The organism is Nocardia sp. NPDC102475 (genome assembly GCF_055584605.1).
Window position 1 is genome coordinate 175,233 of sequence record NZ_JBVJLS010000007.1, and the last position, 25,390, is coordinate 200,622.

Annotated in this window: 23 protein-coding genes; 15 read left to right on the forward strand and 8 right to left on the reverse strand. The window is 67.1% G+C overall.

Annotated elements, in window-relative coordinates; translation table 11 throughout:
- Positions 1-9 precede the first annotated feature (9 nt).
- The 5 genes from ACZ60G_RS15215 to ACZ60G_RS15235 are packed head-to-tail and all read left to right on the forward strand — an operon-like array spanning position 10 to position 4,853.
- Positions 10-1,188 carry an ABC transporter substrate-binding protein gene (locus ACZ60G_RS15215; protein WP_465810734.1) on the forward strand — a complete coding sequence of 393 codons (1,179 nt, stop codon included), beginning with the start codon at positions 10-12 and terminating at the stop codon, positions 1,186-1,188.
- Positions 1,185-2,513, forward strand: a complete 1,329-nt coding sequence (locus ACZ60G_RS15220; RefSeq protein ID WP_465810735.1) for an FAD-binding oxidoreductase — start codon at positions 1,185-1,187, stop codon at positions 2,511-2,513. The genes ACZ60G_RS15215 and ACZ60G_RS15220 overlap by 4 nt, the downstream gene beginning before the upstream one ends.
- Positions 2,510-3,280 (forward strand): creatininase family protein, encoded by a 771-nt coding sequence (locus ACZ60G_RS15225; protein ID WP_465810736.1) that lies wholly within the window; start codon positions 2,510-2,512, stop codon positions 3,278-3,280. Before ACZ60G_RS15220 ends, ACZ60G_RS15225 begins: the two co-directional genes overlap by 4 nt.
- Positions 3,277-4,665 carry an amidohydrolase family protein gene (locus ACZ60G_RS15230; protein ID WP_465810737.1) on the forward strand — a complete coding sequence of 463 codons (1,389 nt, stop codon included), beginning with the start codon at positions 3,277-3,279 and terminating at the stop codon, positions 4,663-4,665. Before ACZ60G_RS15225 ends, ACZ60G_RS15230 begins: the two co-directional genes overlap by 4 nt.
- Positions 4,666-4,709: 44 nt before the next feature.
- Positions 4,710-4,853 (forward strand): hypothetical protein, encoded by a 144-nt coding sequence (locus ACZ60G_RS15235; RefSeq protein WP_465810738.1) that lies wholly within the window; start codon positions 4,710-4,712, stop codon positions 4,851-4,853.
- A 7-nt stretch (positions 4,854-4,860) separates the two neighbouring features.
- On the opposite strand, the gene ACZ60G_RS15240 is transcribed toward ACZ60G_RS15235, so the two are convergent.
- The 6 genes from ACZ60G_RS15240 to ACZ60G_RS15265 all read right to left on the reverse strand — a co-directional run bounded on the left by ACZ60G_RS15240 (position 4,861) and on the right by ACZ60G_RS15265 (position 10,981).
- Positions 4,861-5,988: an ABC transporter substrate-binding protein gene (locus ACZ60G_RS15240; RefSeq protein ID WP_465810739.1), complete on the reverse strand. Its 1,128-nt coding sequence runs from the start codon at positions 5,986-5,988 to the stop codon at positions 4,861-4,863.
- A gap of 51 nt (positions 5,989-6,039) precedes the next feature.
- The gene (locus ACZ60G_RS15245) at positions 6,040-6,906 is read right to left on the reverse strand and encodes an ABC transporter permease (RefSeq protein ID WP_465810740.1); all 867 of its coding nucleotides are present in this window, start codon (positions 6,904-6,906) and stop codon (positions 6,040-6,042) included.
- Positions 6,903-7,730, reverse strand: coding sequence for an ABC transporter ATP-binding protein (locus tag ACZ60G_RS15250; RefSeq protein ID WP_465810741.1), 828 nt, complete (start codon positions 7,728-7,730; stop codon positions 6,903-6,905). Before ACZ60G_RS15250 ends, ACZ60G_RS15245 begins: the two co-directional genes overlap by 4 nt.
- Positions 7,731-7,799: 69 nt before the next feature.
- Positions 7,800-9,002 carry an amidohydrolase gene (locus ACZ60G_RS15255; protein WP_465810742.1) on the reverse strand — a complete coding sequence of 401 codons (1,203 nt, stop codon included), beginning with the start codon at positions 9,000-9,002 and terminating at the stop codon, positions 7,800-7,802.
- A 31-nt stretch (positions 9,003-9,033) separates the two neighbouring features.
- Complete coding sequence (locus tag ACZ60G_RS15260; protein ID WP_465810743.1) at positions 9,034-9,777, reverse strand: sulfite exporter TauE/SafE family protein; 744 nt, start codon at positions 9,775-9,777, stop codon at positions 9,034-9,036.
- Between the two features lie 124 nt (positions 9,778-9,901).
- On the reverse strand, positions 9,902-10,981 hold the full coding sequence (locus ACZ60G_RS15265) for an acetamidase/formamidase family protein (protein WP_465810744.1): 1,080 nt from the start codon (positions 10,979-10,981) through the stop codon (positions 9,902-9,904).
- 181 nt (positions 10,982-11,162) lie between these two features.
- Between ACZ60G_RS15265 and ACZ60G_RS15270 the strand changes: the two genes are divergently transcribed.
- The 8 genes from ACZ60G_RS15270 (at position 11,163) to ACZ60G_RS15305 (ending at position 20,217) form a co-directional block, all read left to right on the forward strand.
- A complete protein-coding gene (locus ACZ60G_RS15270; RefSeq protein WP_387283049.1) occupies positions 11,163-11,813 on the forward strand; it encodes a GntR family transcriptional regulator in 651 nt (216 codons plus the stop codon).
- 83 nt (positions 11,814-11,896) lie between these two features.
- Positions 11,897-13,180: an amidohydrolase family protein gene (locus ACZ60G_RS15275; RefSeq protein ID WP_465810745.1), complete on the forward strand. Its 1,284-nt coding sequence runs from the start codon at positions 11,897-11,899 to the stop codon at positions 13,178-13,180.
- 245 nt (positions 13,181-13,425) lie between these two features.
- Positions 13,426-14,340 carry a TIGR03619 family F420-dependent LLM class oxidoreductase gene (locus ACZ60G_RS15280; RefSeq protein ID WP_465810746.1) on the forward strand — a complete coding sequence of 305 codons (915 nt, stop codon included), beginning with the start codon at positions 13,426-13,428 and terminating at the stop codon, positions 14,338-14,340.
- Positions 14,337-14,669, forward strand: a complete 333-nt coding sequence (locus ACZ60G_RS15285; protein WP_465810747.1) for a hypothetical protein — start codon at positions 14,337-14,339, stop codon at positions 14,667-14,669. Before ACZ60G_RS15280 ends, ACZ60G_RS15285 begins: the two co-directional genes overlap by 4 nt.
- 119 nt (positions 14,670-14,788) lie before the next feature.
- Entirely contained in the window at positions 14,789-15,235 is a 447-nt protein-coding gene (locus tag ACZ60G_RS15290) for a Dabb family protein (RefSeq protein ID WP_465810748.1), read from the forward strand.
- Between the two features lie 46 nt (positions 15,236-15,281).
- Entirely contained in the window at positions 15,282-18,374 is a 3,093-nt protein-coding gene (locus ACZ60G_RS15295) for an AfsR/SARP family transcriptional regulator (protein WP_465810749.1), read from the forward strand.
- Positions 18,375-18,419: 45 nt separating this feature from the next.
- On the forward strand, positions 18,420-19,634 hold the full coding sequence (locus ACZ60G_RS15300; RefSeq protein WP_465810750.1) for an FAD-dependent monooxygenase: 1,215 nt from the start codon (positions 18,420-18,422) through the stop codon (positions 19,632-19,634).
- A 70-nt stretch (positions 19,635-19,704) separates the two neighbouring features.
- Positions 19,705-20,217: a VOC family protein gene (locus ACZ60G_RS15305; protein ID WP_465810751.1), complete on the forward strand. Its 513-nt coding sequence runs from the start codon at positions 19,705-19,707 to the stop codon at positions 20,215-20,217.
- A 178-nt stretch (positions 20,218-20,395) separates the two neighbouring features.
- Here ACZ60G_RS15305 and ACZ60G_RS15310 read toward each other — a convergent pair whose 3' ends face one another.
- Entirely contained in the window at positions 20,396-21,070 is a 675-nt protein-coding gene (locus ACZ60G_RS15310; RefSeq protein ID WP_465810752.1) for a hemerythrin domain-containing protein, read from the reverse strand.
- 56 nt (positions 21,071-21,126) lie between these two features.
- Between ACZ60G_RS15310 and ACZ60G_RS15315 the strand changes: the two genes are divergently transcribed.
- Both ACZ60G_RS15315 and ACZ60G_RS15320 read left to right on the forward strand, forming a co-directional pair.
- On the forward strand, positions 21,127-24,411 hold the full coding sequence (locus ACZ60G_RS15315) for a BTAD domain-containing putative transcriptional regulator (RefSeq protein ID WP_465810753.1): 3,285 nt from the start codon (positions 21,127-21,129) through the stop codon (positions 24,409-24,411).
- Between the two features lie 56 nt (positions 24,412-24,467).
- Positions 24,468-25,007, forward strand: coding sequence for a nitroreductase/quinone reductase family protein (locus ACZ60G_RS15320; RefSeq protein WP_465810754.1), 540 nt, complete (start codon positions 24,468-24,470; stop codon positions 25,005-25,007).
- Positions 25,008-25,070: 63 nt separating this feature from the next.
- Here the strand turns inward: ACZ60G_RS15320 and ACZ60G_RS15325 are convergent, their stop codons facing one another.
- Positions 25,071-25,382, reverse strand: a complete 312-nt coding sequence (locus ACZ60G_RS15325) for a hypothetical protein (RefSeq protein WP_465810755.1) — start codon at positions 25,380-25,382, stop codon at positions 25,071-25,073.
- Positions 25,383-25,390: the final 8 nt, after the last annotated feature.

Consider the following 25,390-nt stretch of genomic DNA (forward strand, 5'->3'; position numbering starts at 1 on the left):
GGGAGAAACATGAGAACACTTAGTCTGCCGCGTTCGGCCCGCGTGACCGTATCGGCGATCGTCATCGGCCTCGCCGTACTGACCGGCTGTGCCCAAACCGATAGCCCAACAGCAACTTCCGGTTACAGCGGCCCGATCGGAGCGATCGACTTGAAGCAGGTCTGCCCGGCGAAAATCGTGGTGCAGAGCGATTGGAACCCGGAGGCCGAACATGGCGGCCTCTATCAACTACTCGGTCCGAACCCGGCGATCGACGCCGCGGGCAAGAGGGTCACCGGTCCGCTTTTCGCCCACGGCGAATACACCGGGGTGGACCTGGAGATCCGCGCCGGTGGCCCCGCGATCGGATTCCAAACCGTGACATCGCAGATGTATCAGGACGACTCGATCATGCTCGGCTTCGTCGACACCGACCAGTCCATCCAGTCCGCGGCCACCAACCCGACCACCGGCGTCTTCGCGCCACTGGAGATCAACCCGCAGATGATCATGTGGGATCCGGCGACCTATCCGAATGTGCACTCCATCAGCGACCTGAAGGCCGCGAAGGCGACCGTGTTGTACTTCCAGGGCAGCGCCTACATGGACTATCTGACCGGTGCCGGCATTCTCGACAAGAATCAGGTGGACGGCAGCTACGACGGCACACCGGCCAACTTCGTCGCTGCCGGTGGCGCCAAGGCGCAACAGGGGTTCGTCAGCACCGAACCCTATCTCTACGAACAGAAGATCCCCCAATGGCACAAGCCGGTGGCCTACCAGTTGCTGCATGACACCGGATTCCCCGTCTACAAGTCCGCGCTCGCGGTCCGGTCCGGGCAGCTCGAGGCCGATTCGGGGTGCCTGCAACGCCTCGTTCCGGTGATGCAGCAAGCCCAGCTCGACTATTTCGCCGATCCGGCCACGGCCAACGATCTGATCGTGCAGGCAGTCGACAAGTACGACACCGGCTGGGTATACGACACGGGCAACGCGGCCTTTGCGACGAAGCGGATGCGTGAGGCCGGTGTGGTCGGCAACGGCGGCAATGCCACGGTCGGTGATTTCGACACCGCGCGAGTTCAGCGGGTCATCGACATCACCCGGCCGATCTACACCGAGCAGAAAGTCTCGGTCCCCCAAGGACTGACGACCGAACAGATCGCGACGAACCGATTCATCGATCCCAAGATCGGGTTCGCGTCGTGACCGCCGCCTTGATCGAGGCCGGTGATCGTCCCGACTTCGGGCCCGAGCAACTCGACGGTCTGGTCGATGACCTGCTCGCGCTGCTCGGCCCGCGCGGCGTGAGCACCCTCGACCGCGCTCTGGACCGCGCCTCCCGTGACGGGTCGGGGATGAGCCCGATCCTCTCGGCCAAGCAACCCCTCGGGCGGCCGGACGCGGTGTGTTATCCGAAGACGGCCCAACAGGTTCCGGCGATTGTGCGGGCTGCGGTGCGTCGCGGTGTACCGATCACCGCGCGCGGCAAGGGCACCGGCAATTACGGCCAGGTGGTGCCCCGCTTCGGCGGCCTTGTCATGGACATGACCTCGCTGGGCGGGATCCGGGACCTCACCGAGACAACCATCACCGCGGAGGCGGGGGCCAGGATGATCAACCTGGAGCAGGCCGCGTGGGATGCCGGACGGCAGCTCTGGATGTACCCGTCGACCGCGCAATCCACGCTCGGCGGATTTCTGGCCGGTGGCTCCGCCGGCACGGGCACCATCGTGCACGGCCGCAACCACATGGGTTTCGTGGAATCCGTCGATGTCGTCTACGGCCACGAGGACGCCGAACTTCTCCACCTGGAAGGTGCTGCGGCACAACCGATGGTGCACACCTACGGGGTGGCGGGGATCATCGTTTCGGCCACGGTCCGGTTGGAACCACTGCAAGACTGGAAGTGCGTGTACGCCAGTTTCGGGTCCCAGCACGAGGCCTTCCCTGCCGCCATGCGCGCCGCGTCCATCGAACCGAAGCCGCGGCTGTTGTCCGCCGATGGTGCGACGATCGTCGACGCACTGCCGTCGGACCCCGCGTTGGTGCACGGCCGGGCCAGTGTCCGCGGCATCGTCGACGCCGCGGCGCTCGAGGAGACGGTTGCGGTGCTGGAGGCCGGTGGCGGCCGGATCGAGGCGGTGCGCGAGGGGCTGGCGCAGACGATGCGGTTGAGCACCCTGTCTTACAACCACCCGACCTGGTGGCTGCAGAAAGCCGTGCCGGACACCTACTTTCACATGGAATGCCAAGGCGACGCGCTCGTCACCCGGCTGCGGGAGGTGGAGAACGTCTATGACGGCGGGATGCTGCACTTGGAAGTCGGGCATCAGACCATGTTCGGGATGATCAACGGCGTCTACCGCGATCCCGAACAGGTATTCGCCGGGGTGCCCGCGCTGGAGGCGCTCGGCGTCAGTGTGCATTCGCCGCACCAGTCCTATGTCGATCTCGACGCCGATCGGGTCCGGGCGCTGGCGCGCAGCACCGATCCGAAGGGTCTGCTCAATCCAGGAAGGTGGCACCGGTGACGACATCCACCCGGCGCTTTGCCGATCTGACCACGGCCGAAGTCCCCGAGGCGCTGAGCCGCGACTCCGTGCTCGTGCTGCCCACCGGAGCGATCGAACCGCACGGCCCACATCTGCCGCTGCGCACCGATCTGGTGCTGGCCGAGGCCGTTTCCGGCGCCGCGGTCGATCGCGCCGCCGCCGAGGGCAATGACGTATGGTTGCTGCCCGCATTGGGTTACACCAAGTCCGACGAGCATGCCAACCTGCCCGGCGCGATGTGGTTGCAGGCGGAGACGATGATGCGCGTCGTGGTCGATCTGGGGCGCAGCATCGCCGCGACTCCGGCGCGGCGGGTCTTGTTCGTCAATTGCCACGGCGGCAACTCGGCCCTGCTCGAGGTGGCGCTACGTGAATTGCGCCGCCGATTCGACCTGCAGACCTTCCTCTACGCATCGCCTGCCCGGCCTGGGCCGACCGAGGAGGGTTTCGGCATCCACGCCGGATGGGCCGAGACGTCGATGATGCTGCACCTGCGCCCCGATCTCGTCGATATGACCAAGGCGAAAGCCGCTGTACCGCACTCGATCGCGGGCTACAAGCACGTCGGATTCGGCAAACCGGTCCGATTCGGTTGGCTCGCCGACGATTTCGCCGAGTCCGGCGTGATCGGCGATCCCACCGGGGCAGATGCCACGTTCGGCGCCGAACTGTTCCAGGGCACAGTCGATTCCCTGGTGCAGGCCATCCCGGAGGTCAGCACCTTCGATCCCGGCCGCGTCGGATGACCCTACTGACCATCAAGAATGCGACACTGCTGCCCGTCGGCGGAGATCGCGAGTGGTTGCCCGGCTGGATGACCGTCGATGCCGACGGCCGGATATCCGGTGTCGGAGAAGGGGATCCGCCCGCTGAGGGTGGTGAGGTCCGCGACGTGGCGGGCGCCATGGTCGCGCCCGGCTTCGTCTCCGCGCACAGCCATATCTACACCGGCGGCATGCGCGGTGTCGCCGCCAACAGCACGCTCTACCCGTGGGTCACCCGCAACACCGAGATGCTGCTCGCTGCGGGCGCCGAGGACCTGTACTGGCTCACCCTGGCCGGGTCGTTCGACTTTCTCGCCAACGGCATCACCTCGGCCTACAACTTCACCCAGAGCCGTGTGCTTGCGCTGTTCGACTACGCCTCCTCGAGTATGAAAGCGGCCGCTGTCCGGCCGCTCGAGTTTCTGACCCGCCAGATCGATGCCACCAGCGACGCGGGCATCCGATTCGTCGCCAGCGTCCGGCTCGACGACGAGCAACTGCCCGAAGACGAAGCGCTCGGGGCCTTCGGTGAGGTGATGGATTACGCGAAAACGACTGTGCCGCCACATCTTTACCTGGGGGGCTCGGTCTACGGATCCGTACAGTGGTCGACCTCACCTGCCACCGCCGAGCGCGAACGCACCATGATGGACCGTCACGGCGTCACCAACCAAGCCCATTTCGTCGAAACCACGGAACAACTCGACATCCAGCAAGCCAAGTTCGACTGGTACGACGAAGCCGGAGTCCTCGGCCCGGATTTCGCGTTCGGCCACTTCGTCCATCCCACCGACCGAATGATCGACCGCGCGGCTCAGACCGGATGCGCCATGGTGTGGCAGCCGATGTCCAACGGCCGCCTCGGATCCGGGATCGCCGACATACCAAGGATCTTGGCCACTGGCATGCGTGTGGGGATCGGGCTGGACGATCAATCGTGCACCGACGTGTCCGACCCCTTCGAAAACATGCGCACTGGTCTGTACACCCAACGCGCGCTGCACAGCGACGCAGCCATCCTGACACCGGCACAGATGCTCCGACTGCACACACTCGGCGCGGCATCGGCCATCGGCGCAGCAGACCGAATCGGCTCGCTGGAGGTCGGAAAATACGCGGACTTCATCATCGTCGACCCGTTCGACCCCGACACCGGGCCAGTCTGGGATCCGGTCGCCACCTATGTCTTGGCCTGCTCGACACGCAACTTGCGTGCGGTGTACGTCGGCGGGCACTGCGCATGGGCCGGTAGCCGCTCGACCCATCCGCTCGCCGATCAGGCCACTCGCGAACTGCACCAGCGAATGGTCCGAGTAGCAGCGGTCAATGGCTTTCACCCAGCCGTTCGGTCACAGACCCACCACTAGCCCGGCATTGGTCGCTGCCCACGGCGGCAGTGCGGACCTGACCGGTGAACCGCGGTGAGGTCGGCATCGACTGCACCATCCACACCACCCAGGGCGGCCACACCTGGCAATTCGCCTCGGCGGCCTGCACCTCGTCGTGCCCCTGGATAGTCGCCCACCTCGGGCTCCCCGTACCCGAGGCGACCTGAGCGGACGCTACTGGGCCCGCAAACCGATTGCGGGGTCGATGAATTGGTTGGTAACCAGGTTGGCGGCGGTGACACCGTCGGGAACCTGCTGACCACGACCGCGCAGCGTATCGGTCACGGCGGTGATGACACGGTCGACCCGGGCGGTGTCGAAATTGCCGAGGGTGTCATCGGTTCCGTTTCCGACGATCTTCTCCACGAGCTGAACTTTAACCGAGTTCGCATTGCCCGCGGCGGTGATCGGCGGACCGTCCGGAATGGTCTGCGCGATGCGCAGCAGTGCCTGATTCGTCGGCTCCGGGTTGGTCACGTAATCGACCTCGGCCTGCTGCAGTTTCGGGACCAGCTTGGTCAGGCATGGACTCAGTTCGGCGAGTTTGTCACTGCGGACCGACCATTGGTGCGGGTAGATCTCGTAGCCCGCCTTGTGCACGAGCAGGTAGCTCGTCGGCTCGAGCCAGCCCTTGACGTCATGTTCCCAGCGGTAGGGCTCATTGGAGACATAACCCTGCTGCATCACCTTGCCGCGTTCGGCGACGAACCGGCTCGGCGTCCCGTCGAAGGACGCGTCAGCTTGTTCGGGCCGGACGTAGCCCTTGGCGATCAGGTAGTCCATGTAGATCTTGCCCTCGCTGTACACGACGGGCGCCCCGGTCGCGGCCACGTCGTTCCAGGACTCGACATGATAAGTCGCGGGATCCCACATCACGATCTGCGGATTGATATCGAGAGAGGCGAAAACACCGGTGACATTGAACTTTCCACGCGCCTGCAGCGCCTCGTCGGTCGGGATCATGCCGAGGGTGATGCTGGGGTCCTGGTACATCTGCGCCGGAACGGGCTGCCCACCAAGGAACGGACCGCCCAAGCGCACTTCGACATTGACGCCGGTATCGCCGAGTGGGCCGGAGTAGGCGCCCTTCTTGACGTCGACGGTACCGTTGGGTCCGACCAGCTGGAAGGCGGCGGCGCGTTCCGGTGTTGCGTACCAATCCGTTTGGATCACGACGGTCGAGGGGCAGACGCCCGCGAGTTCGCCATCGCCGGTCGGCGCGGGTGTCGAGGTGGCACCGCTACAGGCGGTGAGCAGTGTGGTGCCGGACAGCGCGGCAGCGGCGAGGAGGCATTTCTTCACGGGATTTCCTTGGGGTCGAGCGGGTTCGGAGCAGAGCGAAGCGAGTCGGCGTTACCTGCCGCGACGGACACCATGTGCGCGGTCGACGCGCCCGGCGAGAAAGTCGAAGCACCAGAAGAGGATCAGACCCACCAGCGAGGACAGCAGCAGCGCCGTGAGCAACTCCTCGGTGGCCAGGCGCTGGCGGTAGACGTCGATCATGCGGCCGATGCCCGGCTGGCCCTGGCGAAAGAAGAAGTCGGCGACGATCGAGCCGATCACCGCCATCCCACCGGAGATCTTGAACCCGGAGATCATGGCCGGAAGTGCCGCGGGCAGCTGCAGTTTCAGCAGACGCTGCCAGCGATTGGCGCCGTGCAGGGTGAACAGATCATGTTCGGCCGCGGCCACCGATTTCAGGCCGAACAGCGTGTTGGTGACGATCGGGAACAACGCCACCATCACGCATACGATCACGCGGCTGCCGAATTCGTAGCCGAACCAGAAACCGAACAGCGGCACCACCGCGAGGATCGGAATGGTCTGCAGAATCACCGCATACGGGTACAGCGAATACTCGGCCCACCGCGCCTGACTCATGAGCACCGCGAACCCAACGCCGAGCACGATGGCGATGCCGAGCCCGACCAGCGCGACCTGCACCGTCGACCACAGCGCGGTCAGAATCTCGGTGCGCGCCACCGAATCCAGCAGACCGTGCGAGATGACCGCCTCGGGTGCGGGCAGCAGGAATCGCGACTCTTCGGCCAGCAGAAAGTGACTCGCGATCGACCACAGCGCGATGACCAGGACGAAAACGACGACCGGTGCGATGATGCGAATCGGTGTGATCGGCATGCGCCAGTGCCGTTTTCGAGTGGCCGATTCGATCTGACTCGCGGTCTCCGCCGCGACCGGACCCGCAGTGGCGGCGGTCATGCGGCAACCTCCTGTCCGGAGCCGCGCAGCGCGGCGGACACATCGGCGGCGATATCGGCGAACTCGGCCGTGTACCGCAGCTCCGGTGCCCGTGGAAAGCCCAGTGGTACCGGAATATCGGCGCACACCCGGCCCGGCTGCCCGGTCAGCACGACGATCCGGGTGGACATGAAGACCGCCTCGGCTACCGAATGGGTGACGAACACTCCGGCGAAACCATCGCGGCGGAACAACGTTCCAACCTCCTCGTTGAGCCGCTGGCGGGTCATCTCGTCCAGCGCACCGAAGGGTTCGTCGAACAGGAACAGTGCGGGCCGCATGGTGAGGGCGCGCGCGATGGAGGCGCGCATCCGCATGCCGCCGGAAAGCTGTGCGGGCTTGTGCTTCTCGAACCCGGCGAGACCCACCCGCTCGATGGCGTCGCGGGCGGCAGCCCGCCGGGTCGCCTTGTCCACGCCCGCGAGTTCGGCGGGCAGTTCGACATTGCGCAGTACACTGCGCCACGGCAGCAGGGTTGACTCTTGGAATACATAGCCGAGCTGGGCCGTCGCGACGTCGACAGTGCCCGCGGTGGCCCGCTCGAAACCGGCGGCCAGCCGCAGCAGCGTGGACTTACCACAGCCGGACGGACCGACCAGTGACACGAATTCACCACCGCGAATAGCGATGTCGATGTCGGCGAGCGCCTGAGTGCCGTTCTCGAAGGTCAGGGATACGCCGCGAAACGCAAGGGCCGGTGCGGCATCCGCGGGACTACGGTCGGCAGCGGTCGTATACGCAGATGCGCCCTGCATCGTCGACGCTGGAGAAGCCGTTGTGCTCATGAGCTAGTTCTATCGGCGGGTGATTGCCGAACGCGGTCGCCACGATTACGCGCCTGTTTCGTATACAATTTATTTCTCGGTAACGACCATACCGTCGCGGACGACGACCCGGCCACGTTTGAGCACCAGTTTGCGAGTCGGCAGCGCGACCACCGCGGCCGCCGGTGTCGGTGCGTCGACGACGAGCAGATCGGCCGATGCTCCGGCCATGAGCCCGTAGTCATCGAGTCCGAGAACCCTTGCACCACCGTAGGTTCCGGCGAGCAAAGCCAACTCGATCTCGGGATCGGCGACCAGCCGGTCCCGATACGCGACGCTGTTGATCCGACGCAGCATGTCGCCGTCGCCGTACGGGGTCCACAGATCCCGCACACCGTCATTGCCCAGCGCCAGGGTGGCGCCCGCGTCGTGCATGACCCGCACCGGCACGACGGGCGCCTCGCCGACCGCGCAGGTCACCATGGAAACGCCTGCCTCGGCGAGGTTTTCGGCGACTCGCCGCTGCTCATCGGGTGCGAGGGCCCCCATCGCGTACGCGTGGCTGATCGTGACCCGCCCGGCAAGGCCGGTAGCGCGGGTGCGCTCGATGATGAGGTCGAATTCCCAAGCGCCGAGGGCGCCGCCGTCGTGCAGGTGGATGTCTATCTTCGCGCCGTGGCGTTCCGCGAGGCCGAAGATCACATCGAGTTGCCCCACCGGATCCCGGTCATAGCCCGCCGGATCGAGACCACCGACGACCTCGACACCGGCCGCGAGCGCCGACGCCATCAACTCGGCGGTCCCCGGCCGGGTCAGCAGCCCGCCTTGGGGGAACGCGACCAACTCGACATCCACCCGATCCGAGTGCCGCGCGGCGGCTTCCCGCACCGCTTCCACACCGCCCAGACCGACCTCCGGATCGATATCGATGTGGCTGCGCACCTGTGTGGTGCCCCCGCTGATCATGGCGTCCAACAGGTTTGCGGCGTAGTCCGCGCTGGGCAGGCCGAGTTCGGGCCGCCGACCCTCACCGTTCGCGATGCGCCCGGGCAGGGTTCGGCCACCGGTGTTGGGTACCCATGGGCCACCGAACAGCGTCTTGTCCAGATGGCAGTGCGTATCGACCAGGCCAGGAAGTACCAGCGCGCCGGCCAGATCGATGATCTCGCCGTCCGGCGCTTCCAGCGCGGGCGCGATCTTCGCGATCCGTCCGTCGACGATGAGGATATCCGCGGTCTCGGTCGGCAGCCCAGGAATCCAAGGGCGTCCGCCTCGCAGCAGCAGGTTGTTCATTGAGCGTCCTCTCGGTATTCAGGGTGAGTCGTCAGTTGAGCAGCATCGTTGCCCCCGCACCCACGCCGAAGATGATGACCACGGCGCGGAAAGCGTTGGGGTGCAGCCGGTCGGCCAGCTTCGCGCCCACGACGCCGCCGACGAGGCAGGCCGGTGCGAGGACCGCCACCGAGAGCCAGTGCACGGGGCCGAACAATGCGACGGCGAACACGGCGGTCGTCGAAACCGTCAGGGTCAGTACGCTTTTCAGACCGTTCAGGCTGGTGATCGAGGCGTCGATGCCGAGGGCGAGTGTGGTGAGGACGACGATGCCCATACCGCCGTTGAAATACGCGCCATAGGCACCGCCGAGGAATACGCCCAGGAACAGGGTTGTCCTGGAATCCCCTTGTCGCGCGGTCAACTTCCGCGATACCAACGGCTGGGCGGCGAACAGTGCCGTCGCCGACAGAATCAGGTAGGGCACCAGCGCGGCGAAGATCTGCGGCGGCGCGGCGAGCAGTGCGATCACGCCGCCCACCGCACCGGCCGCCCCGGTCGCGACCAGACGCGGGACGAGCGCACGATAGTCGTCGAGTCGCCGCCGCAGCGCCGCCGCACCACCGAAATAGCCGGGCCAGACCGACACCGAATTGGTCACCGTGGCTGCGACCGGCGGCAGTCCGGTGGCGAGCAGTGCGGGAAATGAGAGCAGACTGCCACCCCCGGCAATGGCGTTGCATACCCCCGCGCCGAAACCCACGACGAGCAGTAGGGCCAGATGTGGGAGATCCATCCATGAAGTCCTTCCAACGGGTCCACGAAGACAGCCGCGGCCGAAATGGGCGGCGCGGCGCGAGACTCCGGCGATCAGCCGTTCACGGCGCCACGCTCGGGCGCGGAGAACCGGATGTACTCGCTCACAGCCCCTCCAAATGGCTCTTGCTGATACAGCAGTGCACGCCCTTCACCACATCCACCACCTGGGAGATGCGGAAATCCGCTGCGGCACTGAGGTACGCGAGCGCGACGGCCGGGGGTATCCGATAGCGCGCACCGAGGAACGTGATGGCATTGCGGGTGGCCTGTTTCACCGCCTCGTCCAGATCGGTGTCCAGGCCGAGCAGCAGGTGGTCGGTCGCGGTCTCCGCATACGGAAGAGCCAGGGCGGCAGCCATTTTCCGCGCCCCGGGATCGGCGTGCAGTGTCAGTCGCACGGTGGCGCGCAGCGGGGCCTCGAAGGCGGTGAGCGCGACTTCACCGTCGCCCATCGCGAAATGCGGGTCACCCGCGTAGAACATCGCGCCCGGCACCTGAACCGGAAGGTAAAGCCGTGCACCGACTCCCAGCATCCGCACGTCGATATTCCCGCCGTGCGGGCCAGGCGGCACCGAATGCACAGCCTGTTCGGTGGCCGCGGCCACGCCCATGATGCCGAGGAAGGGGTCGAGCGGAAAACGCAGCGCACGACCGTCACCGATATCTATCACCCCGCGCTCGGCCGCGTCGACGGTGGCGATCGTGCACACCGGCGGCACCGGACCATCCGGATCGTGGTCCCCGAGCTGCGGAAATTCGCCCGGCAGTGCACCTTTGCCATGCCGATTGCTGATGACGCCGTAGGGCGCGCGCCGCAGCAGTTCGAGCACCTCGACCTCGAGCACATCGCCGGGGCGCGCACCGCGCACCGCGATCGGGCCGGTCACCACGTGCGGCCCGTGCACGCTCGGGTCGTGTACGACCGAGCGCGCCACCTCCGCGGTGTCAGCCAGGATCTCCGTGATCCCACTCGCTGCGAAGAAGGCCGCCGGATCCCGGCCCTGATCCTCGAGTATGCCTTCGTGGCTGATGGTGTCCAAGCACACAGCCGTACCGGAGTCCACCGTGATCACCGGATCGGCGAGGGAATTCGGCAGCAGTCCCCAGGAGATCCGGTCGGGATCTGCGGGAAGGTATATGTCTGTGGAGCGGGCACCGGCACGCGACTGTAGTAAATTCATGGCATCCGATCCGACGGTTGAGGAAGTGGATCGTATACAACCACTGCTCTCAGTCGTCCGCCACCGCTAGCGACCGCTTGCAGGGTCGCTCGAAAGAATCGGCCAGCGACTGCTTGCAGGTCGCTCGGAACAACACCACCCAGCGCGCTGTGGGAGCCATGTGAGCAACACCACCCGGCGTATGACTCCGCAACAAGTGTGCCGAGCCATCCGCGACGACATCATCCGCGGCGTCTTCGCGCCCGGCCAACGCCTCACCGAAGACACCCTCGCCGAGCGCTACGGAGTCTCCCGAGTTCCGGTGCGTGAGGCGCTACGCAGCCTGGAGGCCGAGGGTTTCGCCTGGTCGCGCCCGTACGCCGGGACCTTCGTCGCCGAACTGACCGAGGCCGACGCCGCCGATCTGCTCGAAATCCGCGCCCTGCTCGAACCGCTGTGCGCGGGCCGCGCCGCCGTGCGCCGCACCCCGGAGCAACTCGGCAGGCTCAAGGAACTCACCGCACTCGGCCAGGACGCCGTGCGCGACGGACGGTTCGACGAGCTCACCCGACTCAACAGCCGCTTCCACGAGGTACTCGCCGAGGCCTCGGGCAGCACCCTGCTCAGCCAGCTGATCACCCAGCTCAGCTGGAAGATCGCCTGGGTATACGCGGTCGAACTGCCCAGGCGCGCCGAGGACTCCTGGCACGAGCACGAGGAGATCTGCGCCGCGCTCGACGCCGGCGATCCGGAGCGCGCCACCCAGGTGGTCGCCGCACATATCGCCCACGCCACCTCGGCATACCGGCGCCGCGACCGCGCCGCTGATCCAGCGGCGCAACAGGATCGGTAACCCAGACGTCGCATTTCTCGCCGCGGAACGAAACACGAGGGTCGTATACAACCTTTGTCCCGTTCTTCTCCCGGAGGTTGCCCATGGCGGATCTGCTGCTGCGCGACGCCCGCATCGCCGACGACGCGGCCCTGGTCGACATTGTCATCGACCAGGGCGTCATCATGCAGCTCGACCACCTACCGTCCGGGCGTGCCGACCACGAAATCGACTGCGCCGGACGCGTCGTCATCCCAGGACTTATCGAATCACACCTGCACCTGGACAAGGCACTGCTCGATCGGGAACGACCGAACCTCGATGGCACCCTGGCCGGGGCGATCGCGGTCACCGGCGAACTCAAGCGCACCTTCACCCGCGCGTCGATCCGCGACCGGGCGCGGCGCATTCTCGACCTGGCGATCACCAACGGCACCACCACGATTCGCGCCCATCCCGACGTCGACCCGATCATCGGGCTGCTCGGCGTCGAGGCACTACTCGACCTGCGCGAGGAGTATCGCGGCAGAATCGACCTGCAGATCGTCGCCTTTCCGCAGGAAGGCATCCTGCGTGCCCCCGGTACCATCGACCTGCTGCGCGAAAGCCTGCGTCGCGGCGCAGATGTCATCGGCGGCTGCGCCTACAACGAAGCGACCGTCGCCGACTGCCGTCGCCATATCGATCTCATCTTCGAACTGGCCGCCGAATTCGACGTCCCGATCGATATCCACGCCGATTTCGCCGACGACGCGACCGATCCCCGCTTCGCGCTCGCCGACTATATCGCCGAGGTCACCGAGCGCACCGGCATGCGAGGTCGAGTTGCGTTGGGCCACATGACTTCCCTGGCTGGACAGCCACCGAGGCAGCGACGCGAAACCCTGAACCGTCTGGCCGCAGCAGGCATCGCGGTCGTCCCGCTGCCCGCCACCGACATACATCTCGGCGGCCGCGCTGATACCACAAATATCCGCCGTGGCATCGCACCGATCCGTGAGCTCTGGGACGCGGGCATCACCACCGCGTACTCCTCCAACAACATTCGCAATGCGTTCACCCCCTACGGCAACGCCGACCTCCTCGACATCGGCCTGTTCCTGGCCCAGACCAGCCACCTTTCCACTCCCGCCGAGCTGACCCGGATCCTGACCATGGCCACCACCCAGGCCGCCGCCGTCATCGGGATCGCCGATCGCTACGGCATCCGCCCCGGCGCCGCCGCGGATCTCGTCGTCCTGTCCACCCATCGCGTCGCCGATGCCCTACTTGATCGCCCGGACCGCTGCTACGTCATCAAATCGGGCCGGATAGTCGCGCGTACCACGCGAACCCACGAACTGCTGCCCGCCGCCGATCCACCCGCACGGCAGCCACTGGCCAACTGACGTACGCCGAACAGCGGGCAATCCGGCCGGGGCAAGCTCCGGACCCGCTGTCAGAGCGCGCTCGCCACCCCGACCAGCCCTGAAAGTGCGCCATAGTCCCCCGGTATCGGCTCCGCATCCCGTTTGAGCTGTGGGTCTTGCTCAGCGAGATCGGCCGAGTATGCGACGGCCGTCACACGGCAGGCTCGATTCGACAGCCCGCAGCCGCGGGTTCCGGACAGTTCGAAAAGGATGGAGCCGCGACCATGGTTCGAATCGGCGTATTGGCACCCTATGTCGACGGTCTCATCACCTCTGGTGGATTCCTCCGCGATTTCGCCGGCACGCTGGAGGACTGCGGCGTCGAATCGTTGTGGACCGTCGAACATGTGGCGGTAGCCGAAAGTTACGAACCGTTGTATCCGTATTCGGACGACGGACGAATGCCCGGTGCTGAAACCGGGGTTGTCCCGATGACCGATCCGCTCGAGACCATCGCCTTCGCCGCGGGTTGCACGACCACGCTGCGCTTCGGCACCGCGATGGTCGTCGCGCCCCTGCACAGCCCGGTGGTGCTGGCGAAACGGGCCGCGACCATCGACCTGCACTCCGGCGGCCGGCTGTTGCTCGGATTGGGAATCGGTTGGCAGAAAGAGGAATACGCCGCCGTCGGTGTGCCATATCGCGCGCGGGGCGCTCGCCTGGACGACTGCATCGGCGCGATGCGGACCCTGTGGGCCGACGCTCCGGCAAGTTTCCACGGTACCCACGTGTCCTTCGACGGACTGCATTGTGTGCCGCAACCGGCCAGCGGTGCCATCCCAATCGTGTTGGGCGGCAATAGCGAACCCGCGGTGCAGCGCGCGGCGCGACTCGCGGACGGCTGGTTCCCCTACACCATCGGTCCCGAGGACTTCGCGCTGCGCGCCGACCTCATCCGCGAGACCGCCGCCGCGGCCGGAAGGGCCTCGGATGCCGTCGAATTCACCGCTTGGCCGGGCTCGTGTGACATGACACGCGAGTTCGACCCGGACTTCATCCGGCCGTATGTGACAGCGGGCGCTTCCCGGCTGGTGATCAACCCGCCCCTGTTCGGCCCGGAATCGTTACTCGGCCCCCGCGGCCTGGAGGGCCTGCGCGACTACCTCGCCCGCTATCAAGACACGCTGGAGAAACTGTGAAACCCCTGATCGACGTCGTCAACGTACTCGATGAAATAACCCTCCCAGCAGACCACGCCGATTCATGGCTGCAACGCTGGCATACCGACTACCTACCTGACGCGCACGACCAGCGTGGCATGCGCGTCGTGCGCGTATGGCGCTCCTACCCATCACCCGACACCGTCTCGATCCACATTCTGTGGGAGCTCGACGGTGGCTACGCCTTCTACGGTATGCGCAGCGCGGCCGGCGCCGATCCGGAGGTGAACCGATTCTGGGTCGAGTCCGACGCCATCGCCGTCACCCGCGACCGCCGCATGCTGCAACCACTGGAGGTGAACTGCTGACCCGCTGGTTCATTCGTACGCCGGTCGATACCGGTGTCGTGTTACCCGAAGCGGGGACGTCCGCGGTGCATGCCTGTTCGGCCGGGCCGGATCTGCCCGGCAGCTTCGGCGGATTGGGCATGACGTGGGACCTGACCGCAGATGTCGAGCCATGGCAAGCACTGCCCGGCCTGCCTACATCCGCCGATATCGTGGCGCTGACACCGGTTGCGTCGCAGCAGGTTGCGCTATCGGGGCCGCGAGTCAAACGGACTCTGCTACTGCGGGTCCGACCCGGCACACCCGAGCACATCGTTACGCGGTTCGAAGCGGACCTCACAGCGATGCCCCGACACATCCGCAGCATTCACTCGTGGGCACTGAGCAGAACCGACGCCGCCGCGGGCTGGACGCACGGATGGGAGCAGGAGTTCACCGACACCGACGGCCTCAACGGCGAATACCTGCTGCACCCCTATCACTGGACCTGCGTCGATCGCTGGTTCGACCCCGAGATTCCCGACGCCATCGTCGAGCCCGCCATCGCCCACGTCTTCCGCTGGGCCGACAACCCCATCCTCGGGTAGGGCACGCCGGGTGCGGCGGCCGGTAGGTCGCTGCATACTGGCGGCCGTGCAGTTCGGGATCCTGGGGCAGGTGGAGGTGCGGGGAACCGATGGGACTCCGGTCGCGGTGGGCGGGCCGCAAGTACGGTCGCTGCTGGCGGTTCTGGTGTCGGAGGCCGGGCGGGTGGTGTCTCGGGATCGGTTGATCGACGACCTCTATGGGCAGGAGCCGCCTGGTGATGCCGGGCATGCGCTGCAGTCCCAAGTGTCGCGGTTGCGGCGCGCGCTACGCGTCGCGGGGGCCGATGGTCTCGTGGAGTCCTCGGCGGCGGGCTACCGGCTCGCGGTCGATCCGGAACTGGTGGATATGCATCGGTTCCTTCGCCTCACCGAGGAGGGGCGCACCGCGTTGCGTGACCGGGATTCCGCTGCCGCTGTCGCGCTGCTGGACCAGGCCGCGGGGGTGTGGCGCGGCGCGGCGCTGGCTGATGTACGCGACGCGCCGTTTGCCGCCGCTGTGGTCGCCCGCCTCACCGAGGCGTGGCTGGCAGCCCAAGAGGATCGTGCCGAAGCCGCGCTGGCGCTGGGTGATCACCGGGCGGTGGTCGCTACGCTGCCCAAACTCGTTGCCGCACATCCGCTTCGGGAGCGAGTCAGGGCGCTGCTGATGCGCGGGCTCTATGCCGGCGGGCGGCAGGCGGAGGCGCTGGAGCTGTTCGAGCAGGGACGCCAACTGCTCGCCGACGAACTGGGCGCCGACCCCTCGGCGGAGCTGACGCAGGCGCACTTGACGATCCTGCGTGCGGACACCTTCGTCGGTGCCGCGGTGCGCCGCCTACCCGCCCAGCTCACCAGTTTCGTCGGCCGAGACGACGAGCTGGCACAGGTCGCGTCGTTGCTTACCCGGGCCCGCCTGGTGACGCTCACCGGTCCGGGCGGTACCGGCAAGACCCGGTTGGCGATGGAAGCCGGCGCCCGGGTTCGGGGCGAGGTTTGTTTCGTGGATCTATCGCCGTTGGTGGACGGCGCACAGGTGGCGCCGGAGATTGCGGTGACGCTCGGTGGCCGCGCGAGCGGCGACCACGAGGATGCCGAAGTCCGGGTGCGTGCCATGCTCGCCGACCGGTCGCAGTTGATCATTCTCGACAACTGTGAGCATCTGGTCCTCGATGCGGCCCGGCTGGTGCACCGGCTGTTGCGTGACTGTCCGGGCTTACGGGTGCTGGCGACGAGCCGGGAGGCCTTGCGTATCACCGGCGAGACCGTGCTCGCGGTCGGGCAGCTGCCGGTTGCGGCCGCGGAGGCGGCACTGGCCGACCAACTCGACTGCACCGCGGTCCGCCTGTTCGCCGATCGTGCCGCTGCCGCGCGGCCGGGATTCGCCGTCGACGCGGGCACGATCGCCGCCGTGCGGCGCATTTGCGAGCGGCTGGACGGGCTGCCGTTGGCCCTGGAACTCGCCGCCGCCCGGCTGCGCACTCTCGACGTCGGCGAGATCGACGCGCGGCTCGCCGATCGGTTCCGGCTGTTGGCGCGCGGGGATCGCACTGCCGAACCACGACACCGGACCTTGCAGGCGGTGGTGGAATGGAGCTGGGAACTGCTGGAACCGTCCGAACGCCTGCTGGCGCGACGCTTCGCCGTCTTCGCGGGCGGGGCCACCGCCGCCATGGTCGCATCCGTTTGCGAGCTCGACGACGCCGACGAACTGTTGGACAGTCTGGCCGATAAATCGCTGGTGGAAGTGCACAACGGCCGTTACCGGATGCTGGAGACCATCCGGGCCTATGGCTTCGCACGGTTGACCGAGGCCGGCGAGCACGAACGGTTGCAACGTGGCCTCGCCGTTTTCTCGACCGAGCTGGCCGAGCGGGCTGATCCGCTGCTGCGCGGCCCTGAGCAGCTCCATTGGCTGACGCGGCTGACGGCCGAGCACGACAACGTGCAGGCGGCGCTGCGCTGGGCGGTGAGCATGGATCCCGTACTGGCACAGCGGTTCATCGCCGCCCATGCGTGGCACTGGTGGCTGCGCGGTTATTCGGGCGACGCCGTCGAACTGGCAGGCAAACTGCTGCCCACCCTCGACCCGGCGGCGGACGTCGAAGAATACGCCTTCTGCGTAGCGGTCGCCGCGCGCGCCGGAACCGGGCCGCCGGTGCCGGTCACCCAGGCCGCCGCGGCCCTGTCTGGCATCGAAAAACCGTTGCGGCGACCACATCTGGTGTTCCTGCTGGCAACTGCCGGCGGCCTGCTCGACCTGCCGCCGGAGCGGCAGCATGTGCTGTTCGGTCCTGATCGCTGGTCGCAGTCATTCCTGCGGCTCGGTACCGGACTGCGGCACCTCATGTCCGGTGAGCCGCTGCTGGCCGAGCCTGAATTGCGCTGTGCCCTAGAGGATTTCCGCACTATCGGCGACCGGTGGGCAATCGCGACCACGCTCGACAAACTCGCCGTGGTCGCCGACTGGCACGGTGAACAACAAGCCGCCCTGGACCTCATAGACGAGGCCGTCGTCCTGCAGACCGAGCTGGGCGCCGGCGATGACGCCGCTGACCTGCTCAACCGGCGCGGTGACATTCTCGCCCGCGGGTCCGCCGCGTGTCGTGCGGATGCGGGCGCCGCCTACCACCGCGCCGCGGAACTTGCCCGTGCAACAGGCGCAACGGACGTGTACGCGAACGCACTGCGTGGGCTCGGCGATCTGGCGCGAGTAGCGGGTGATCTGTCCGTCGGCCGGGAGTACTACGACACCGCTCTCGCTGTGCCCGGCAACGACACGTTCGGCACGGCCGAGGCTCGGGCCCGCAGCCTCATCGGATCGGGCTGGATCTGGCTCGCCGAGGCAAATATCGAGCGTGCACTGGCGGCACACCGCGAGGCGTTCGAACTGGCGCGCGACCGGTCTCGGCCGGTGGCCGCGGCAGCGGTGGAGGGCATGGCCGGGATCGCTGTGGCACTCGGCGCGCAGGCACGGGGCGCGCTGTTGCTCGGCGCTGCCGACTCGCTGCGCGGCATGCCCGGGGTATATGACGGTGCGGCTGCCGATACCGCCGCAAGATGCCGAGCCGAACTCGGTGAACCGGAGTTCCGTGCCGCCCGCGAGCGCGGCGCCCGATGCTCGGCCGAGGAGGTCACCGAGTTGCTCGGTGAGCGGTGGTGAGCCGATGGTGAGGGCACGGTGATTGCCGTGCCCGACGCTGTGTGCATGACAACGAGACAGCAGTTCACCAGCAAGACCGTCCTCATCTCCGGCGCCAGCGTCGCCGGGCCGGCGCTCGCCTTCTGGCTTGCCCGCTACGGGTTCACCGTCACTGTCGTCGAACAAGCGCCCACTCTGCGCGAGGGCGGCTACAAAGTCGACATCCGCGGTGTGGCAATGGAAGTCGTCGACAGGATGGGTCTGCTGCCGCAAGTCCGCGAAGCGTCTACGGCGATGCGGGGCGGGGCCTGGGTCGACGATGCGGGCAAGGCACTGGCAACGCTGGGCCCCGAACTCATCGGCCTGCGCTCACCCGGCGACGACGAGGTCTTGCGCGGCGATCTCGCCCACATCCTGTTCGACGCCACCAAGGGCGAGGTCGAGTACCTTTTCGGCGACTCGATCACCAGCCTGGTGCAGCAGGCCGATGGCGTGACGGTGCGGTTCCGCAACTCCGCGCCACGCGTATTCGACCTGGTGATCGGGGCCGACGGCATGCATTCGGCGGTGCGCAGGCTGACATTCGGGCCGACCGAGCAGTTCGCCCGGCACACCGGCATGGCCGCCTGTGTGATCTCGGTGCCCAACTACCTGAACCTCGACCACTGGGAACTGGTGCATCCCACACCAGGGCAGGTGGTGCAGGTGTACAGCACCCAGCGGACCACGGCCAAGGCCCAGTTCATCTTCCAGGCGCCGGAACAACTGCCGGACCGGCGCGACCGCGCCGCCCAGCAACAGCTGGTGGTCGACGCGTTCGCCGATGCCGGTTGGGAGACACCGAACCTGGTGCGCGCCATGCCGGAATCCCCGGACTTCTATTTCGATTCCGTCAGCCAGATCCATCTCGACCGGTGGTCCCAGGGCCGCGTCGCGGTCGTCGGTGACGCCGCCTACTGCCCGTCGCCGCTGTCCGGACAGGGCACGAGCATGGCGCTGGTCGGCGCGTATGTCCTTGCGGGCGAATTGAAAGCGGCCGCCGGTGATCACCTCGTCGCGTTCGATCGCTACCAGCGCGCCATGCAGGATTACGTCACCGAGAACCTGACGCTGGGCTGGAACAATGCCACCCAGATGGTGGCGGCCGACCGCCGTGCGATCCGGACCCAGACCACCATGTTGCGCATGCTGCGGCACATGCCGTGGAAGGGCCTGGCCCTGCGGCCGATCATCAAGCCGCTGGAGCGCGCGGCCAATGCCATCCAGCTCACCGATTACTGAATCCCTCATCACCTGCGCTGTTCCCGACCGCAAGACCCGCATCTCCGACTGATTCGTGAGGAGTACCGAAATGAGTATCGCTTCCGGCCCGATTTTCCAGGTGGCGTGGGTTGTCCACGACCTCGACGCGGCCGAACGGGAATTCACCAACAGCTATGGCGTCGACAGGTGGGTCCGTATGCCCCGCATGCATTTCGGCCCGGAGTCGTGCAGTTATCGCGGTGCGCCCGCCGACTACACGATCGACACCTCGCTCGGCTATGTCGGCGGACAGCAACTGGAATTGATCGCGCCGGTCTCGGGCACGAACCTGTATACCGAAACGCTTGCGCTGTCCGGCCCCGGACTGCACCATATCGCCTGGGTACCAGATGATTTCGATGCCGCACTGGCAGCGGCGCGGGCATGCGGCACCGAGATCGCGCAGCATTGCACCGTTGCCGAGCTCGGCATGGAATTCGTTTATCTCGACGGAGGCCCGTTCGGCTCGTACGTCGAGTTGCTGCGGCTGCCCGCGGACGCACGCACGATGTTCGACACCATGATCCCGTCCGGATACCGGAACCCGTGGTCGCACGGATAACAGCAGGCGTCGACGGCGAACCGAGCGGGAACGGCGATGATCTTGCGTCGCAGCCCGAACGACCCAGGTTTCACTCCAGGCCGCCCCTGACGCCGATACACCGACTGCCGAATCGGTCCGCGGCAGCGTTCGATATCGGTGATGTGGTCGAGTGCCAATCCGTTGTGTCGCAAGGCGTCTATTCGGGATCTGTCCCATAGATCGAGCGGTACTCCTTGGCGAAGGCGCGGCGGCCGAGCAGGCGCCAGGCGAGTCTGGCGGCGAACGGCAAGTCGGCGAGGAACTTTCGGCGTTCGGCGTGCGGTACCCCCTGCAGGATGAAGCCGAGGAAGACCAACTGCCGGTCCTTGGGCACGGCGGCGCGTCCCCGTTCGCCGAGCGCCGCCCATTCGCGGGCGGTCATGACGCGTCCGACGAGCGGCAGGACGAGTGCCTCCTCCTCGGCCATATGCTCGTCGAGAGCTGCGGCGAGCGACGACAGCGTGGCCACGAGATTTCCGCGCGCCACAGGATGCGCCGATGCGGCGAATTCCTCGGCCTGCCGGTCCGCGCGGGCGATCAGTTCGGCGATCCGCTCATGCTGTTCCTCCATCCGCAGAATCAGGGCGCCATCGGTCTTCGCCCGCCCGAGCAGCAGTGGCCACATCAGCTCGTCCTCGCCGGCGTGGTGGTGATGCAGGCCGGTATCGAGTTCGGTGAGGAACTCGACGATGCGGCCCGCGCGAGCGGTATCGCCGTCGGCGACATCGCCGACGAGGCCGGGCAGCGCGTTGAAATGGCGGCGAAAGGCGTTGTGGACAAGCACCATGTCAGCCGTATCGGGGCTTTCGGTGGTCTGGGTCGCGGTGTTCATGGTTCTCACTGTGTGTCGATCCGCTTGTAGCGCACTTGCAATAGACTTGGCCGGTCATGGTGCGGATTCAGGTGCTCGGTTCGCTGGCCGCGCAGACGGAGCGCGGCAGCATCGATCTCGGCGGCCCACGCCAGCGCGGTGTGCTCGCCCTTCTGGTCGTGGCCCGCGGCGCGGTCGTGCCGATCGACCGGCTGATCGACGATCTCTGGCGCGGTGAGCCGCCGCCGCGCGCACTCGGCGCGTTGCAGGCCTACATTTCGCACTTGCGCAAGCTCCTCGAGCCGGATCGGCTGCCCCGCTCGCCGGCCACCGTGCTGGTGAGCCAGGCGCCGGGATACGCATTGCGGCTCACCCCCGAGGCGGTGGACGCCTGGCAGTTCGAGACCGAACTACGCAGCGCGCCAACGGATCCCGCACAACGACGGCGCAGTCTCGAAGAAGCGCTCAGCCGATGGCACGGCCCGGCATTCGCCGAGTTCAGCGACGAATCGTGGGCACAGCCCGAAGCGAACCGACTCGAGGAACTCCGCTTGGCCGCGCGCGAGCGACTGGCCGCGACACTGGTCGAACTCGGTGACCCGACCGCCGCTGCCGCGGAAGCGGATGCGTTGACGAGTACGCATCCGCTACGCGAGGAGGCGTGGCGTATTTTGGCGCTGGCACGGTTCCATGCGGGGCGACAAGCGGACGCGCTCGCAGCGCTACGTGCCGCCCGCGACATACTCGCGGACCAACTCGGCATCGACCCCGGCCCTGCCCTGGTCCAACTCGAGGCCGATTTGCTGGCGCAACGCATCCCTGTCGATCTACCCGCACCGGTTTCGTTTCCGTCGCCGACACCCGAGCCCCCCGCGGTGCATTCCGAATTCGTCGGCCGGACAAGGGAACTGGATGAGCTGCGGCGGGCGGCACGGGCGGGCGGCGCACCTCGTGTCGCCGCCGTGATCGGGGAAGCAGGCAGCGGCAAATCCCGCTTGCTGCAGCGGTTTCGGGCCGAGCTGGCGGCTGGCGGCTGGCGCGTGGTCACGGGCCGCTGTCCCGAGGAGGACGGCGCACCACCGGCCTGGGCCTGGGTGGAGGCGCTGCGCGAGCTCGCCGGCACGGTCGATCCCGGCCGACACGCCGAGCCGCTGGAGCCGTTGCTCGCCGACCGGCGCCACAAGTTCGGCGCCGATGCCTTGGTCGGGCGGTTCCTACTGCATCGCGCCGTCGGTGCGTACCTGGACGAGGCGGCACGGCAGCAACCGCTGGCGGTATTTCTCGATGACCTGCACCGCGGCGACTCCGAGACGGTAACCCTGCTCGGCAGCGTGGCGAAATCAGCCTCGATCCTGATCGTGATCGCCTACCGTCCCGACGAGATCGGGATGCCTCTGGAAGACGCGCTCGCCTCGCTCGCCACCGCGACCGCAGCGCGGATACGCCTGCGCGGCCTGGGTTTCGACGATGCGGCGGTTCTCATCCGGTCGGTATCGGGACACGATCCCGATCGGGCAACGATCGAGGCACTGGCCGAACGCACCGACGGAAATCCCTTCTACCTCACTGAAAGTGCTCGTCTACTCGCCAGTGAGGGCGCGCTCGTGGCGACTTCGGAGGTACCGGAAGGCGTCCGCGACGTGCTGCGCAGGCGCTTCGCACGGCTACCCGAGGTCAGCGTGTCGATCCTGCGCCTCGCCGCGGTGATCGGGCGCGAATTCGACATCGACGTGCTGATCGGCGCGGCCGAAATCGACGAGGACAAGGTCCTCGATGCCGTGGAGGCGGGCGTGCTCGCCGGACTGCTCGAGGAACCGGGTCCCGACCACGCGCGCTTCACGCACGCGCTCGTCCGCGACACCTTGCTCGGTGACCTGTCCCGCATACGGCGTCGCCGCTGGCATCTGCGCATCGCCGAGTCGATCGAGCGGACCCGACCGGACGACCTGTCGGCGCTGGCGCACCATTTCGGGGAGGCGCTCACCGCGGCGACGGCACGGCGGGCCGCCGACTACGCTCGCGCGGCGGGTGAACAGGCCGAACGCCGATTCGCCCACGATGTCGCGGCCGAAAGCTACAGTCGCGCCGTCATCGCGCTCGAACGGATCACCGGCGCCGACACGACGGCCGAGCGGGTCGCCGCGCTTTCGCGTTTGAGCAGGAGCCACCTCGCCGCCGGCTCCGGTCTACCGGCACGCGATGCACGCGACCGCGCGGTGTCGGCGGCCGACACGCCTGAATTGCTCGTCGGGGCGCTCACCGCATGGGACATGCCGACTCCCTGGCTGAATCGCGCGTACGGGTCCGTCGACCAGCGGGTGGTTGCCTCCATCGATGAGGCGCTGCGGACACCCGGGCTCACTCCGCAGGCGCGTTGCCGGCTCCTCGTCGCGCTCGTCCGCGAGATCGGCGGCGAGCTGCACGAACGAGCACGCGAGGCGGCCGAGGAAGCCGAAGCGCTGGCACGTGGACTGAGCGATCCTGGACTGCTCGGGCTGGCCTTGCAGGCGCGAACCTCGTTGTACGACACATCAATTCCGCTCGCCGATCGTGAACGGCTCGCCATCGAGTTGATCCGCCTCGGCGAGGACAACGATCTTCCCGCCTTCGCACTGATCGGCCGTAACGCCGCACTCCAAGTTGCCGCGGCCCGCGGCGACGTAGACCGCGCGAATACCGAACTCGCGGCCGCGACGCTGCTGGCCGACCGCTACCAGTGGCGCCAGGCCCAAGTCGCGAACACCATGGGCCGCGCGATGATCGCCCACCTGACGGGGAATCTCGAAGCGGCGGAACAGCATTATCAGCAGGCCCACGAATTGGAGAAGCGCCACAAAGTCTTCGATGCGGACGGCACCCTGCTGATCGCCCTGTTCACCATCCGTCTCACGCAAGGCCAGGTCGGCGAATTCGCACCGCTGCTCACCGAAAGGTTCACCCAACTCGGAAGTTCGGGTAACGACCTCGTCGTCGACCCGCTCGCGTTGGCGCTGCTGGCAACCGGTGACCGGCGCGGCGCGCGAGCGGCAACGCAGGCTCGCCGCCCGCTGCGTACCGACTTCTTCCGCTCGCTCTTCCTCACCGCGCGCGGCATAGCCGTCGCGGGTCTCGAACAACGCGCCGAGGCAGAGCAGGTGTACCAGCAGCTGCGCACCTACACCGGTCAGATCGCCGGCGCGGACACCGGCGCGTTCGCCGTGGGACCGGTCGACACCGTGCTCGGCGACCTCGCGGCGCTGCTCGGCAAAACCGACCGGGCGGCCGAGCACTACGCCGCCGCGGAACGCCTCGCCCGCCGCTGCGGATGCCGAGAGTGGATCACCACCGTGCACAACCGCATCGGTTTACAAGTCGACTACTAGTCGCGCCCGGAAGCTGGATAGCAGATCACGCATCAGCCACCAGAAGGAGCGCCGCCATGCCGACCGACCGTCAGCTCAAGACCTTGACCACCATCCACCGCGCGGTGATAAAGATCAGCGGCGGCATCCTCGGCACAACCTTCAAAGGCATGCCGACGCTCACGCTGACCACCATCGGCCGCAAATCCGGCCGACCACACACCGTCGTCCTCACCGCACCGATCATCGACGGCGACACGATCGTCATCGTCGCCTCCCGCGGCGGTGATCCCATCGACCCGGCATGGCTGCACAACCTGCGTGCGAACCCCGCAGTCCAGGTTTCACTCGAGCACGGCCCGAACCGGCCGATGACCGCTCGCGTCCTGCCACCGGCCGAGCGGGACAAACTCTGGCCCGAGGTCATCGCAGCCCACCCCGGTTACGCCGACTATCAGGAAATGACGACCCGAACAATTCCTCTGGTCACCCTGACCCCACTCGCCGATGAGATCGATACTGCCGGCGATACGCTGGGCATTGTCGAAAGGGAGCGCCTGGCGCCGATGTTCGCGTATCCGCCGAGTGGATTGCACGCCGCTGATGACAGCCGATGATCCATTTCGGACCCGCCGCGACGCGGTCACACCCGTCGCGTCGGGGGCGCGTGGACTTGGCTGTCAGCGCGCTCCGCACGTCCCCGTCGGGGTGTACTGGCAGGGGTTCTCGGTGCGACCTCGGTACTGATCGTGGCCGTCGCTGTTGGAACGCGCTCCGTAGCCGTAGCCACTGTTGCGCTGACTGTGGTCATTGCTGTTCGGGCGCGTTCCCGCTCCGTAGCCGTGACTGCCCCCGGGACTGTGCGAATCCCGCGGGCCGGCCGAGGCCGCGAAGAGGTGCGGCGAGGCGATCGTCATCAGCACCAGCGCGATGCTGAACAGCGTCGCGACCACCACACGACGCACCGTCCAGAACTTCGTCGCGATCTCCATAAGCCATC

Bases quoted from the DNA above. Each gene is read 5' to 3' on its own strand.
- ACZ60G_RS15215 (WP_465810734.1), top strand. From the start codon at position 10: ATGAGAACACTTAGTCTGCCGCGTTCGGCCCGCGTGACCGTATCGGCG.
- ACZ60G_RS15230 (WP_465810737.1), top strand. From the start codon at position 3,277: ATGACCCTACTGACCATCAAGAATGCGACACTGCTGCCCGTCGGCGGA.
- ACZ60G_RS15245 (WP_465810740.1), bottom strand. From the start codon at position 6,906: ATGACCGCCGCCACTGCGGGTCCGGTCGCGGCGGAGACCGCGAGTCAG.
- ACZ60G_RS15250 (WP_465810741.1), bottom strand. From the start codon at position 7,730: ATGAGCACAACGGCTTCTCCAGCGTCGACGATGCAGGGCGCATCTGCG.
- ACZ60G_RS15255 (WP_465810742.1), bottom strand. From the start codon at position 9,002: ATGAACAACCTGCTGCTGCGAGGCGGACGCCCTTGGATTCCTGGGCTG.
- ACZ60G_RS15260 (WP_465810743.1), bottom strand. From the start codon at position 9,777: ATGGATCTCCCACATCTGGCCCTACTGCTCGTCGTGGGTTTCGGCGCG.
- ACZ60G_RS15265 (WP_465810744.1), bottom strand. From the start codon at position 10,981: ATGAATTTACTACAGTCGCGTGCCGGTGCCCGCTCCACAGACATATAC.
- ACZ60G_RS15270 (WP_387283049.1), top strand. From the start codon at position 11,163: ATGACTCCGCAACAAGTGTGCCGAGCCATCCGCGACGACATCATCCGC.
- ACZ60G_RS15275 (WP_465810745.1), top strand. From the start codon at position 11,897: ATGGCGGATCTGCTGCTGCGCGACGCCCGCATCGCCGACGACGCGGCC.
- ACZ60G_RS15280 (WP_465810746.1), top strand. From the start codon at position 13,426: ATGGTTCGAATCGGCGTATTGGCACCCTATGTCGACGGTCTCATCACC.
- ACZ60G_RS15290 (WP_465810748.1), top strand. From the start codon at position 14,789: ATGACGTGGGACCTGACCGCAGATGTCGAGCCATGGCAAGCACTGCCC.
- ACZ60G_RS15300 (WP_465810750.1), top strand. From the start codon at position 18,420: ATGACAACGAGACAGCAGTTCACCAGCAAGACCGTCCTCATCTCCGGC.
- ACZ60G_RS15305 (WP_465810751.1), top strand. From the start codon at position 19,705: ATGAGTATCGCTTCCGGCCCGATTTTCCAGGTGGCGTGGGTTGTCCAC.
- ACZ60G_RS15310 (WP_465810752.1), bottom strand. From the start codon at position 21,070: ATGAACACCGCGACCCAGACCACCGAAAGCCCCGATACGGCTGACATG.
- ACZ60G_RS15315 (WP_465810753.1), top strand. From the start codon at position 21,127: ATGGTGCGGATTCAGGTGCTCGGTTCGCTGGCCGCGCAGACGGAGCGC.
- ACZ60G_RS15320 (WP_465810754.1), top strand. From the start codon at position 24,468: ATGCCGACCGACCGTCAGCTCAAGACCTTGACCACCATCCACCGCGCG.
- ACZ60G_RS15325 (WP_465810755.1), bottom strand. From the start codon at position 25,382: ATGGAGATCGCGACGAAGTTCTGGACGGTGCGTCGTGTGGTGGTCGCG.